Genomic DNA, 13,663 nt, shown 5'->3' with positions numbered 1-13,663 from the left:
GGATACGGCCCCGCTTCCTCAGCTCGTGCGCCGGCTTCCCCGGCCCCTGACGTCGGATCGATGTCGCATCGATGTCGCATGGGCGTCGAATCGACGTCGATTCGAAGCGCTTCGATGCTGGGCGCACCATGCTCACCCTGTCAAGGCTCACGGCAGCCCGACCCATCAGCACCTTGCGCCACCACTCTTGCGCGACCCCACCCCCCGCCTTAATCTCGGCGCAATATCGAAGCGCTTCGACCAATCTTCGACCAATCTCGGCCAACTCGACCATCGGTCGTACGGCGGGCACGCCACGAAGGGTTGACGCAATGCCGAACTCCCAGGCTTCGGCCTCCACTTCCCCTCCCAGCCGGAGAACCTTCCTGGCCTCCACGGCGGTTGCCGCGGCGGCCGCCGCGGGAGGGGTTCCGCTGCTCACCGGCTGCTCCACCGAGGAGGGCTCCGGCAAGGGCGGCACCACCTCCGGCAAGGAGCTGAAGAACCTGCTGCCGACCTATGTGGCCTCGAAGGTGGCGGACCCCGACATCCCGAGCGTCAACGGCTCCAGCCCCGGCTACACCAAGGCCCCGCCCGCCGCCGAACTGGTCGCCTCCGTACGGGGCAAGCCCGGCCACGGCGGCAGCTACACGATGTTCGAACCGCTCTGGGGCACCCCGCCGCCCAAGAACAACGCCTACTACAAGGCGGTCAACGAGGCACTCGGCGCCACGGTCAAGCTCCAGCCGCAGGACGGCAACACCTACGGCGAGAAGCTCGGCGCCGTCCTCGCCTCCGGCGACATCGCCGATATCGTGATGATTCCGCTCTGGGAGATGGGCGGGCGGATCCATGGCGCGGTCGGCGCCAAATTCGCCGATCTGGGCCCGTATCTCTCCGGCGACAAGGTCAAGAAATATCCGAACCTCGCCGCCATTCCCACCGCCGCCTGGCAGATGTCCGTCTTCGGCGGCAAGCTCCGCGGGCTGCCGATGCCCTCCCGTCCGTTCGAAAGCGTGATTCCGTACTACCGCGAGGACATTTTCACCAAGGAGGGCTATCACGTCCCCAAGAGCCCGGCGGAATTCCTCGCCCTGGCCAAGGAGATCACCCGGCCCAAGAGCAAGGTATGGGCCTGTGACGACATGTGGTGGTCGGCGCAGCGGTTCTTCGGCTGCCCGGGGGAGAAGCCGTACTACTGGATCGAGAAGAACGGCAAGCTGGTCCACAAGGTCGAGACCGAGAACTACCTCGAGGCCCTGGAATGGTGCCGCAAGCTCTTCGCCGGGGGCTATGTCCACCCGGACGCGGTCGCGGGCAAGGCCAATGACGCGCTGACCCGCTTCACCTCCGGACAGACCCTCATCTACAACGACGGCGACGCCAAGTGGTACGGCGCCACCTTCGAACAGGCCGGTCCCAACCCCGACTTCAAGATTCAGGGAATGGACTGGTTCGGCCCCGACGGCGGCGACCCGGTCATCTATCTCGACCCGCCGGCCCAGATCTGGTCGTTCCTCAACAAGAACCTCTCCAAGGATCAGATCGAGGAAATCCTCGCCCTCGCGAACTTCATCGCCGCACCCTTCGGCACCAAGGAGCAGCGCCTCATCGACTACGGCGTCGAAGGTGTGCACCACGACATGAAGAAGGGCGTACCGGTCAAGAACGCGACCGGCGTCCGGGACGTCCAGGACACCTATCGCTTCATCGTCTCCCCGCAGGCGAGCGTCGCCTATCCGGACTTCCCGCAGATGGTCGAGGACTACTGCGGCTGGATGCAGCGGATGGGCAAGTTCGCCAGGAAGCCGCTCTTCTACGGAATGCAGATCCAGGAGCCCAATCGGTACGCCTCGCTCTACACACCGTTCGAGGACCTCGCCAAGGACGTCACCCGCGGCCGTAAGTCGATCAAGGACGCCCAGCGGGCCATCAGCGACTGGCGCAGCGGCGGCGGCGACCGGCTCCGCGACTGGTACGCGAGGCTCCTCGACGAGAACGGCAGCGGCGCCTGATGGCCAAGCCGGCCCGTGGCACCCCGACCGCCCGCGCCGCATGGTGGCACCGGCTGCGCCGCGACCGCACCCTCCTCCTGATGGTCGCCCCCGCCGTCGGCCTGCTCCTGCTCTTCACCTACGTCCCGCTGCTCTGGACCACGGTCGCCTTCAAGGATTACGACCCGTTCACCCAGGGGCTGTGGACCAGCCCCTGGGTGGGCCTGGACAACTTCAGCCTCCTCTTCGAGGACAGCCGCTTCTGGGACGCCTTCGCCAACACCCTCTCCATCACCTTCATCCAGCTGGTGCTGTTCTTCCCGGTGCCTATCGCGCTGGCCCTGCTGCTCAACAGCGTGCTCAGCGACAAGGTCCGCGGCCTGGTGCAGTCGATCCTGTACCTGCCGCACTTCTTCTCGTGGGTGCTGGTGATCACGATCTTCCAGCAGATGCTCGGCGGCGCCGGGCTGCTCGCCCAGCAGCTGCGCGCCCACGGCCACGAGGGCTTCGACCTGATGACCGACCCGGGCGTCTTCAAGTTCCTGATCACCGCCCAGCTGGTGTGGAAGGACGCGGGCTGGGGCGTGATCGTCTTCCTGGCCGCGCTCTCCGCCGTCAACCAGGACCTCTACGAGGCCGCGGCGGTGGACGGCGCGAACCGCCGGCGCCGGATGTGGCACGTCACGCTGCCCGCGCTGCGCCCCGTGGTCGCCCTGCTGCTGGTGCTGCGCGTCGGCGACTCGCTGACCGTCGGCTTCGAGCAGATCCTGCTCCAGCGCGACGCGGTGGGGCCCGGCGCCTCGGAGGTCTTCGACACCTATGTGTGGTGGGTCGGCATCGCCAACACCGACTACGGGATCGCCGCCGCCGGCGGTCTGATCAAGGGCGTCTTCAGCCTGGTGTTGGTGCTGATCGCCAACAAAGTCGCTCATATGCTCGGCGAGCAGGGGGTTTACCGGAAATGACCGTGACCGAGCGGACCGCGGCCCCGGCCGGACCCGCCGCCCCGCCCCCGCGGCGGCGCCGCGACGAGCGGCGCCCGGTGTGGGAGGAGGAGCCCGGCAGGGTCGGCCAGGGGCTCAAGGGAGCCACCCTGGTCGGGGTGTGTCTGGCGATCCTCGGCCCGCTGTGGGTGGTGGTCGTCACCAGCCTCTCCGACCAGCGGACCATCACCGACGCCGGGGGACTGGTGATCGTCCCCGAGACGATCACCTTCCGCGCCTACACCGAGCTGCTGAGCGGCGGCACGGTGACCCGGGCGACGCTCGTCAGCCTCGCGCTCACCGCCGTGGGCACCGTGATCAGCACCGTCGTCTCGGTCCTGTGCGCCTACGGCCTGTCCCGCCCGGGGTCCTTCCTGCACCGGCCGATCCTGATGGTGCTGCTGGTCACCATGTTCTTCAACGCCGGTCTCATCCCCACGTATCTGCTGGTCACCGGCGTCGGCCTGGAGGGCAGCTACTGGTCGATGATCCTGCCCGGGGCCGTCTCGGTCTTCAACGTCCTGGTGCTGCGGGCGTTCTTCCAGAACATCGCGCCCGAGCTGATCGACAGCGCCCGGATCGACGGCGCGGGGGACTGGCGGATCCTGTTCCGCATCGTGCTGCCGCTGTCGAAGGCCGTGATCGCGGTGGTCTCGCTCTTCTACGCGGTCGGCTACTGGAGCCAGTGGTTCAACGCCATGCTCTACCTCAACGACCAGGACATGTGGCCGCTCCAGATGATCCTGCGCCAGCTGGTGATCAAGCAGCAGGCGCCACAGGGCATGTCCCAGATGATCTCCACCCAGCAGATCCCCGGACTGGCGGTGCAGATGGCCGTCATGGTGCTCGCGCTGATCCCGGTCGCGGTGCTCTACCCCTTCGTCCAGAAGCACTTCACCAAGGGCATGCTCACCGGCGCCGTCAAGGGCTGACGCCGGTTGCCCCCGTACCCAGCCGACCCGAGACGGGAGCCGGTATGCCCGACCTGAACGACGCCACCCGCGGCCGCGTCCTCTACGGCGGCGACTACAACCCCGAGCAGTGGCCCGAGAGCGTCTGGCACGAGGACATCCGGCTGATGCGCCGGGCGGGCGTCACCACCGTCACCGTCGGTGTCTTCTCCTGGGCCCGGCTCGAACCCCGCCCCGGCGCACGGGACTTCGACTGGCTGGACCGGGTCCTGGACCTGCTCCACGAGGGCGGGATCGAGGTGTGCCTGGCCACTCCGACCGCCTCCCCGCCGCCCTGGATGGGCTCCCGCCAACCCGAGACCCTGCCGCGCGACGAGAGCGGCGCGGTCGTCTGGTACGGCTCACGGAACCAGTTCTGCGCCTCGTCACCCGTCTACCGCGACTACGCCCTGCGCATCACCGAGGACCTGGCCGACCGCTACGGCGGCCATCCGGCCCTGCGGATGTGGCACGTCGGCAACGAGTACTCCACCCACTGCTGGTGCGACGAGACCGCCCGGCACTTCCGCCGCTGGCTGCGCGCCCGGTACGGCGGCCTGGACGCCCTCAACCAGGCGTGGGGGACGGCCTTCTGGAGCCAGCGCTACGACTCCTGGGAGGAGATCATCCCGCCGCGCCGCGCCCAGTACCTGATCAATCCCGGTCAGGCGCTGGACTTCCGCCGCTTCACCAGCGACGCCCTGCTGGAGTGCTTCACCGCCGAACGCGACGCGCTGGCCGCCCGCACCCCGCACATCCCCGTGACCACCAACTTCATGCCGCTGTTCATCGGCCAGGACGGCTGGGCCTGGGCGGCGGAGGAGGACGTGGTCTCCGTCGACCTCTACCCCGACCCGAAGGACCCGCACGCGGCCGCCTACGGCGCGCTGGTCCAGGATCTGACCCGCTCCCAGGCGGGCGGCCCCTGGGTCCTCATGGAGCAGGCCGCGGGTCCGGTCAACTGGCGCGGCGTCAACCACCCCAAGCCGCACGGGCTGATGCGGCTGTGGTCCCTCCAGGCCGTCGCGCGCGGCGCCGACGCGGTCTGCTTCTTCCAGTGGCGGCAGTCCCGGCAGGGCAGCGAGAAGTTCCACTCCGGGATGGTCCCGCACGCCGGTGAGCACAGCCGCACCTTCGCGCAGGTGTGCGAACTCGGCGCCGAACTGCGCGAACTGGCCCCGGTCGCGGGCACGGACGTCCGCGCGAGGGCCGCGATCCTGCACGACTGGCACTCCTGGTGGGCCTCTGTCCAGGACGGCCGCCCCTCCTCCCTGGTCTCCTGCGAACGGCTGCTGCGCGCCTGGCACCAGGCCCTGTGGGAGCGGAACCTCACCACCGACTTCGCCCATCCGCACGCCGACCTCACCGACTACGCCCTCGTCGCCGTCCCCCAGCTGTATCTGCTCACCGACGAGGCGCTGGACAACCTCGCGGCGTACGTACGCGACGGCGGCACCCTCGTCTGCGGCTTCTTCACCGGCGTCGCCGACGAGGACGACCGGGTGCGCCCCGGCGGGGTGGACCGCCGCCTCCGCGGGCTCCTCGGCATCCGTACGGTCCACGAGTGGTGGCCGCTGGACGAGGGCGAGGCGCTCACCGCCGAGGGCGCCTGGCTGGGCGCGTTCCACGGCACCCTCTGGTCCGAGGAACTGGAGCCGTCCACCGCCGAACCGGTCGCCCGGATCAAGGGCGGAGAGCTCGACGGCCGCCCCGTCGTCACCCGTAACGCCTACGGCACCGGCACCGCCTGGTACGTCTCCACCCTCCCCGAACCCGCCGCCCTGCGCGCGCTGCTCGGCCGCGCCGCCGAGGAGGCGGGGCTGGCCCCCGCGCTGCCCGGCCTCCCCGCGGGGGTCGAGGCGGTGCGGCGGGGCCCGTATCTCTTCCTGCTCAACCACGGCCGCACCCCGGCGGTCGTCCCCCTCCCGTCCGCGCGGACGGATCTGCTCACCGGGCGCGCGCACCACACCGGCGTCCGGCTGGACCGCTTCGCGGTCATGGTCCTGGGTCCGCCCGAATCCCCCATCTGAAAGACCCGAATCCCTCATCTGAAAGGGAAGGTCCCGTGCAACGAGCCGCTCGAACGCTTCTCCTCACCCCGCTGATCGCGTTACTCGCGCTGATCGGCTTCGCCGCCGCCCCCGCCCAGGCCGCCACCTGGTCCTCCTCGGACCAGTGGGGCACCTGGTCCAACGGGGGCTACACCCTCTACAACAATATCTGGGGCTCCGGCGCCGGATCCCAGACCATCTGGGCCAACTCCTCCAGCGACTGGGGAGTGTGGGCCAACCACCCCAACACCGGCGGCATCAAGTCCTACCCCAACGCCAAGAAGGTCGTCGGCAAGAAGATCAGCGCCATTAACACCCTCACCAGCAACTACAGCGTGACGGTCCCGTCCTCGGGCGCCTACAACACCTCGTACGACATCTGGGACAGCAACTACGCGTACGAGATCATGCTCTGGGTCAACAAGACCGGTCCGGTCGGCCCCCTCGGCACCTCCCAGGGCACCGTCACCCTCGGCGGTCATACCTGGACCGTCTACAAGGGCAGCAACGGCTCCAACCAGGTCTTCTCCTTCATCCGCGGCTCCAACTCCAGCTCCGGCTCCGTGGACATCAAGTCCATCGTGAACTGGATCAAGAACACCAAGGGCTGGTTCGGCGATGTGACCATCGGCGATGTCCAGTTCGGCTACGAGATCACCTCCTCGGCCGGCGGTCTGGACTTCCGCACCAACAGCTTCGGAGTGAGCGCGAGCTGATATCCGCGTACCGCCGCCGCCCCACGCGGCGGCGATACGCCACCGGCCCGGCGCGGCCGCGTCAGGACGTGCCGGGCGCCGGGCCCGAGCTGGCCCGTACGGTCAGCTCCGGGGCGAGCAGGGTCACCTGCTCCTCGGGGGCGTCGCCCGACAGCTTCGCCACCGCCAGCTCCACGGCCCGCCGCCCCATCTCCTGCGCGGGGATGGCCACCGAGGTGAGCCGCACCGACGCCTGGGTGGCCACCTGCTCGGGGCATATGGCGACCACCGAGATGTCCTCGGGCACCGCGCGGCCCTGCCGGCGCAACAGGCTGAGCAGCGGTTCGATGGCCGCCTCGTTCTGCACCACGAAGCCGGTGGTGCCGGGCCGCTCGTCGAAGATCCGGGAGAGGGTGCCGTCCATGGACTCGTAGCTGCCCTCGCACGGGCGGTGCAGCAGCCGCACCCCCAGCTCGGCGGCGCGGCGGCGCAGCCCCTCCAGCGTCCGCTCGGCGAAGCCGGTGTGGCGCTCATAGACGGCCGGGGCCTCGCCCACGACCGCGATCTCCCGGTGGCCGAGGTCTGCCAGATGCTCGGCGCAGAGCGCACCGGTGGCGGTGAAGTCCAGATCGACGCAGGTCAGGCCGACTGTGTCGGCGGGGAGCCCGATCAGCACGGTGGGCTGGCGGGCCGCGTGCAGCAGCGGCAGCCGTTCGTCCTCGAGTTCCACGTCCATCACGATCATGGCGTCGGCGAGCCCGCTGCCGGTCACCCGGCGCACCGCCGCCGGGCCCTCCTCGCCGGTGAGCAGGAGGACGTCATAGCCGTGGGAGCGGGCGGTGGTGGCGACCGCGATGGCGATCTCCATCATCACCGGCACATACATGTCCGTCCGCAGTGGCACCATGAGCGCGAGGATGTTGGAGCGGCTGCTGGCCAGGGCGCGGGCCCCGGCGTTGGGGTGGTAGCCGAGCTCCTTGATGCTGCGCTCGACGCGCTCGCGGGTGGGAGCGGAGATCGACCGCTTGCCGCTGAGGACGTAGCTCACCGTGCTGGCGGAGACTCCGGCGTGGCGGGCGACCTCGGCGAGGGTGACCATGCGGGGGACTCCATCCGGGGGAATGGTCAGTGAAGCGCTTCGACGCATGGCCGAACCTCTTCGTCTGACCATGCGGGTTGACACTAAACCCGCAGCACAAGGACTGTCCAGAGGGTGTCGAAGCGCTTCAACACCGCACCTCCGCCTCTCGGTGCTCCTGACGGGCCCGCCGCCACGGCGACCCTTCCCGAACCTCCGAATCCCCGCGTCCTCCCGCTTTGCCGTCCGGTCGGACCGGATGCACACTGGCAGCGGTACGTGCCGGTAATGTCACGAGATCGTCGCGGCAAAGGGAGCACCGATGACCGCATCCTCCGTCAGGCCGGTGTCCGAGCGTGAAGCGCGCCAGGTCGCCGAGGCCGCACGCGAACAGGTTTGGCACAAGCCCAGCTTCGCCAAGGAGCTCTTCCTCGGCCGCTTCCGACTCGATCTGATCCATCCCCACCCCGCCCCCGCCCCGGACGACGTCCGCCGCGGCGAGACCTTCCTCGCCAAGCTCCAGGAGTTCTGCGAGACGCGGGTCGACGCCGCCCGTATCGAGCGCGAGGCGCAGATCCCCGACGAGACCCTCAAGGGGCTCAAGGAGCTCGGCGCGCTCGGCATGAAGATCGACACCAAGTACGGGGGGCTCGGCCTCACCCAGGTCTACTACAACAAGGCCCTCGCCCTGGCCGGCTCCGTCAGCCCGGCGATCGGCGCCCTGCTCTCGGCCCACCAGTCGATCGGCGTACCGCAGCCGCTGAAGCTCTTCGGCACCCAGGAGCAGAAGGACCTCTTCCTGCCGCGCTGCGCCCGCACCGACATCTCGGCCTTCCTGCTCACCGAGCCGGACGTGGGCTCCGACCCGGCCCGCCTCGCCACCACCGCCGTGCCCGATGGCGACGACTACCTGCTGGACGGCGTCAAGCTGTGGACCACCAACGGCGTGGTCGCCGACCTGCTGGTGGTGATGGCCCGGGTGCCGCGCTCCGAGGGCCACAAGGGCGGCATCACCGCCTTCGTCGTCGAGACCGCCTCCGAGGGCGTCACCGTCGAGAACCGCAACGCCTTCATGGGGCTGCGCGGCCTGGAGAACGGCGTCACCCGCTTCCACCGGGTCCGCGTCCCGGCCGCCAACCGGATCGGCCCCGAGGGCGCCGGCCTCAAGATCGCGCTGACCACGCTCAACACCGGACGGCTGTCGCTGCCCGCGATGTGCGCGGGCGCCGGGAAGTGGTGTCTGAAGATCGCCCGCGAATGGTCAGCCGCCCGTGAGCAGTGGGGCAAGCCCATCGCCAAGCACGAGGCCGTCGGCGCCAAGATCTCCTTCATCGCGGCGACCACCTTCGCCCTGGAGGCCGTCATCGACCTCGCCTCCCAGATGGCCGACGAGGACCGCAACGACATCCGCATCGAGGCGGCGCTCGCCAAGCTCTACGGCAGCGAGATGGCCTGGCTGATGGCCGACGAACTGGTCCAGATCCGCGGCGGCCGGGGCTATGAGACCGCGGCCTCGCTGGCCGCCCGCGGCGAGCGGGCCGTCCCCGCCGAGCAGATGCTGCGCGATCTGCGCATCAACCGGATCTTCGAGGGCTCGACCGAGATCATGCACCTCCTCATCGCGCGGGAGGCCGTGGACGCCCATCTGTCGGTGGCGGGCGATCTCATCGACCCCGAGAAGTCCCTCCAGGACAAGGGCAAGGCGGCCGCCAAGGCCGGTGGCTTCTACGCCCGCTGGCTGCCCGGCCTGTTCACCGGCCCCGGCCAACTGCCCCGCGCCTACCCGGAGTTCAACCCGGCCGGACACCCCGACCTCTCCCCGCATCTGCGCTATGTGGAGCGCTCGGCGCGCAAGCTGGCCCGCTCCACGTTCTACGCCATGTCCCGCTGGCAGGGCCGGATGGAGACCAAACAGGGCTTCCTCAGCCGGATCGTCGACATCGGCGCGGAGCTGTTCGCGATGAGCGCGGCCTGCGTACGGGCCGAGATGCTGCGCTCCCGCGGCGACCACGGCGTCGCGGCCTACCAGCTGGCCGACGCGTTCTGCCGGCAGGCCAGGATCCGCGCCGACGAGCTCTTCGGGCGGCTGTGGACCAACACCGACGAGCTCGACCGCAAGGTGGTCTCCGGCGTGCTCTCCGGGACGTACGAGTGGCTCGAGCACGGTGTGATCGACCCCAGCGGCGACGGCCCCTGGATCGCCGACGCCACCCCCGGCCCGACCGCCAAGCGGAACGTCCATCGCCGCATCCCCTGAGGAGCCGCCCCAGCCCCTGGGGAAGCCGCCGGGAAGCCGCCGGAGCACGCGCTGACAGGCTCCCGGGATCCGCGATCACCGGATCCCGGGGCTTGTCACCGAGCCGTCACCCCTTGCCCCCACAATGGGGGGATGACGGATTCCCTGGCTGACCCGCATCTGCGCGTTCCGGCGGCCACTGCCGCGGCGAGCGTGCGCGACATCGTGATCCTGGGCTCCACCGGTTCGATCGGCACCCAGGCCATCGACGTGGTGCTGCGCAACCCCGACCGCTTCCGCGTGACCGGCCTGTCCGCCGCCGGGGGCCGGGCCGGGCTCCTCGCCGAGCAGGCCCACCGGCTGCGGGTGGACAGGGTCGCGGTCGCCCGGCCCGAGGCGGTGGCCGAGGTGCGCCAGGCGCTGAGCGCGCGCTACGGCGCCGGTGAGCCGCTCCCCGAGATCCTGGCGGGGCCCGACGCGGCCACCGAGCTCGCCCGCTCCCAGTGCCACACCGTGCTCAACGGCATCACCGGCTCCATCGGCCTGGCGCCCACCCTGGCCGCCCTGGAGGCGGGCCGGGTGCTGGCGCTGGCCAACAAGGAATCGCTCATCGTCGGCGGCCCCCTGGTCAAGGCCGTGGCCAAGCCCGGGCAGATCGTCCCCGTCGACTCCGAGCACTCCGCGCTCTTCCAGGCGCTGCTCGGCGGCGCCCGCGAGGAGGTCCGCAAGCTGGTCGTCACCGCCTCCGGCGGCCCGTTCCGCGGCCGGACCAAGCGCGAGCTGGCCTCGGTCACCCCGGAGCAGGCGCTGGCCCACCCCACCTGGGACATGGGCCCGGTGATCACGATCAACTCCGCGACCCTCGTCAACAAGGGCCTGGAGGTCATCGAGGCCCATCTGCTCTACGACATTCCCTTCGAGCGGATTGAGGTGGTGGTCCACCCTCAGTCGTATATCCACTCGATGGTTGAATTCACCGATGGCTCGACGCTCGCCCAGGCGAGCCCGCCCGATATGCGGATGCCCATCGCGCTCGGCCTCGGCTGGCCCGAGCGGGTGCCGGACGCCGCGCCCGGCTGCGACTGGACCAAGGCCCACACCTGGGAGTTCTTCCCCCTCGACACCGAGGCGTTCCCCTCGATCGGGCTCGCCCGCCACGTCGGCGACCTCGGCGGCACCGCCCCGGCCGTCTTCAACGCGGCGAACGAGGAGTGCGTGGACGCCTTCCTTGACGGAAAGCTGCCCTTCAACGGAATCGTCGATACGGTCGCCGAGGTGGTGGCCGAGCACGGCACCCCGGCCGCGGGAACCCGGCTCACCGTCGCGGACGTCCTCGAGGCCGAGACATGGGCCCGCGCCCGCGCAACGGAACTGGCCGCCAGAGCGGCGAAGGCGACCCCGGAGGCTCGCGCATGACGACACTGATGACGGTCCTCGGCATAGTGGTGTTCGCCGTCGGCCTGCTGATCTCCATCGCCTGGCATGAGCTCGGCCACCTCTCCACGGCCAAGCTCTTCGGCATCCGGGTGCCCCAGTACATGGTCGGCTTCGGGCCGACCATCTTCTCCCGGAAGAAGGGCGAGACCGAGTACGGCATCAAGGCGGTTCCGCTCGGCGGCTACATCCGCATGATCGGGATGTTCCCGCCGGGCGACGACGGAAAGATCACCGCGCGCTCCACCTCACCGTGGCGCGGCATGATCGAGGACGCCCGGTCGGCCGCCTTCGAGGAGCTCCAGCCCGGCGACGACAAGCGCCTGTTCTACACGCGCAAGCCGTGGAAGCGCGTGATCGTCATGTTCGCCGGGCCGTTCATGAACCTGATCCTCGCGGTGGCGATCTTCCTCGGGGTGATGATGAGCTTCGGCGTCAACACCCAGACCACCAATGTGGGCACGGTCTCCCAGTGCGTGGTCGCGGCCTCGGCCTCCACCGACAAGTGCCCCAAGGGCGCCAAGGACTCCCCGGCCAAGGCCGCCGGTCTCCAGCCCCGGGACAAGATCGTCGCCTTCAACGGGCACCCCACCCCGGACTGGGGCACCCTCCAGCAGGACATCCGCGAGACCACCGGCCACGCCACGATCACCGTCGAGCGGGACGGCGTCCGCAAGACCCTGACCGCCAACCTCATAAAGAACCAGGTCGCCAAGTCCGACGGGAACGGCGGCTATGTCGACGGCGAGTTCGTCACCGCCGGTTTCCTCGGCTTCACCCCCGCCACCGGAGTGGTCCAGCAGTCCTTCGGGCAGTCCGTGGACCGTATGGGCAACATGGTCGAGGACGGCATCGACTCGATGATCGCCCTGCCCTCCAAGATCCCGGACCTGTGGAACGCGGCCTTCGGGGACGGCGAGCGCAAGGCGGACTCCCCGATGGGCGTCGTGGGCGCGGCCCGGGTCGGCGGCGAGGTCGCCAACCTCGACATCCCGCCCTCCCAGCGGATCGCGACCATGCTCTTCCTGGTCGCCGGGTTCAACCTCTCGCTGTTCCTGTTCAACATGCTGCCGCTGCTGCCGCTGGACGGCGGCCACATCGCGGGCGCGGTGTGGGAGTCCATCCGGCGCCACACCGCCCGGCTGGTCCGGCGGCCCGACCCCGGACCGTTCGACGTGGCGAAGATGATGCCGGCGGCCTATGTGATCGCCGGAGTCTTCATCTGCTTCACGCTGCTCGTCCTGGTGGCGGACGTCGTGAACCCCGTGAAAATCTCCTGATGACGCGAGATGTCCTGAAGTTCACCTTTGGGCGGACTTCAGGAGCGCGGTGTGCTGAGGCCATGGCCGGTGCCGTAATCTCGGAGATCGGAGTCCGCTGATCTCCAGCCACGCACACACCTTGGGGTTACGAACCAGATGACTGCGATTTCGCTAGGAATGCCGTCCGTACCGGCCAAGCTCGCCGAGCGCAGGGTCAGCCGGAAGATCCAGGTCGGGTCGGTGGCCGTGGGCGGGGACGCGCCGATCTCGGTGCAGTCGATGACGACGACGGTGACGGCGGACATCGGTGCGACGTTGCAGCAGATCGCGGAGTTGACGGCGTCGGGGTGCCAGATCGTGCGGGTGGCGTGTCCGTCGCAGGATGACGCGGACGCGTTGCCGGTGATCGCGAAGAAGTCGCAGATTCCGGTGATCGCCGATATTCACTTCCAGCCGAAGTATGTGTTCGCGGCGATTGATGCCGGGTGTGCGGCGGTGCGGGTGAATCCGGGGAACATCCGGCAGTTCGACGACAAGGTCAAGGAGATCGCGAAGGCGGCGTCGGACGCGGGTGTGCCGATTCGTATCGGGGTGAACGCGGGGTCGCTGGACAAGCGGTTGCTGGAGAAGTACGGCAAGGCCACGCCGGAGGCGTTGGTGGAGTCGGCGTTGTGGGAGTGCTCGCTGTTCGAGGAGCACGGGTTCCGGGACATCAAGATCTCGGTGAAGCACAACGATCCGGTGGTGATGGTCAATGCCTACCGTCAGCTGGCGGCTCAGTGTGACTATCCGCTGCACTTGGGTGTGACGGAGGCGGGTCCGGCGTTCCAGGGGACGATCAAGTCGGCGGTGGCGTTCGGTGCGCTGCTGAGCGAGGGGATCGGGGACACGATCCGGGTGTCGCTGTCGGCGCCTCCGGCGGAGGAGGTCAAGGTCGGCATCCAGATCCTGGAGTCGCTGAATCTGCGGCAGCGGCGGCTGGAGATCGTCTCGTGTCCGTC

General features: G+C 69.4%; 10 protein-coding genes. 9 read left to right on the top strand and 1 reads right to left on the bottom strand.

What is annotated here, in order from left to right:
- The first annotated feature begins 311 nt into the window (after positions 1–311).
- From ACT2CW_RS09435 to ACT2CW_RS09415, 5 genes are read left to right on the top strand one after another with little or no spacing between them, the layout of a single operon-like run.
- A complete protein-coding gene (locus ACT2CW_RS09435; RefSeq protein ID WP_414084684.1) occupies positions 312–1,994 on the top strand; it encodes an extracellular solute-binding protein in 1,683 nt (560 codons plus the stop codon).
- Complete coding sequence (locus ACT2CW_RS09430) at positions 1,994–2,938, top strand: ABC transporter permease (protein ID WP_445516247.1); 945 nt, start codon at positions 1,994–1,996, stop codon at positions 2,936–2,938. The genes ACT2CW_RS09435 and ACT2CW_RS09430 overlap by 1 nt, the downstream gene beginning before the upstream one ends.
- Positions 2,935–3,888: a carbohydrate ABC transporter permease gene (locus ACT2CW_RS09425; RefSeq protein WP_182470693.1), complete on the top strand. Its 954-nt coding sequence runs from the start codon at positions 2,935–2,937 to the stop codon at positions 3,886–3,888. Before ACT2CW_RS09430 ends, ACT2CW_RS09425 begins: the two co-directional genes overlap by 4 nt.
- A gap of 44 nt (positions 3,889–3,932) precedes the next feature.
- Positions 3,933–5,936, top strand: a complete 2,004-nt coding sequence (locus tag ACT2CW_RS09420) for a beta-galactosidase (protein ID WP_445516246.1) — start codon at positions 3,933–3,935, stop codon at positions 5,934–5,936.
- 35 nt (positions 5,937–5,971) lie between these two features.
- Positions 5,972–6,673, top strand: coding sequence for a GH12 family glycosyl hydrolase domain-containing protein (locus ACT2CW_RS09415; protein ID WP_445516245.1), 702 nt, complete (start codon positions 5,972–5,974; stop codon positions 6,671–6,673).
- Positions 6,674–6,734: 61 nt separating this feature from the next.
- Here ACT2CW_RS09415 and ACT2CW_RS09410 read toward each other — a convergent pair whose 3' ends face one another.
- Positions 6,735–7,751 carry a LacI family DNA-binding transcriptional regulator gene (locus ACT2CW_RS09410; protein ID WP_445516244.1) on the bottom strand — a complete coding sequence of 339 codons (1,017 nt, stop codon included), beginning with the start codon at positions 7,749–7,751 and terminating at the stop codon, positions 6,735–6,737.
- Positions 7,752–8,052: 301 nt separating this feature from the next.
- Here ACT2CW_RS09410 and ACT2CW_RS09405 point away from each other — a divergent pair, with 301 nt between their 5' ends.
- From ACT2CW_RS09405 to ispG, 4 genes are all read left to right on the top strand, one after another.
- A complete protein-coding gene (locus tag ACT2CW_RS09405; RefSeq protein ID WP_445516243.1) occupies positions 8,053–9,987 on the top strand; it encodes an acyl-CoA dehydrogenase family protein in 1,935 nt (644 codons plus the stop codon).
- A gap of 132 nt (positions 9,988–10,119) precedes the next feature.
- Positions 10,120–11,382: a 1-deoxy-D-xylulose-5-phosphate reductoisomerase gene (dxr, locus tag ACT2CW_RS09400; RefSeq protein WP_182470688.1), complete on the top strand. Its 1,263-nt coding sequence runs from the start codon at positions 10,120–10,122 to the stop codon at positions 11,380–11,382.
- Positions 11,379–12,680: a M50 family metallopeptidase gene (locus tag ACT2CW_RS09395; protein ID WP_182470687.1), complete on the top strand. Its 1,302-nt coding sequence runs from the start codon at positions 11,379–11,381 to the stop codon at positions 12,678–12,680. Before dxr ends, ACT2CW_RS09395 begins: the two co-directional genes overlap by 4 nt.
- Before the next feature lie 138 nt (positions 12,681–12,818).
- The coding region (gene ispG, locus ACT2CW_RS09390; RefSeq protein ID WP_445516242.1) for a flavodoxin-dependent (E)-4-hydroxy-3-methylbut-2-enyl-diphosphate synthase at positions 12,819–13,663 on the top strand (845 nt) is incomplete at its 3' end.

The sequence above is a fragment of the Streptomyces sp. NEAU-174 genome (assembly GCF_052665095.1).
The sequence above is the reverse complement of the archived record's forward strand: the minus strand, read 5'-3'. Positions and strand labels throughout refer to the sequence as shown.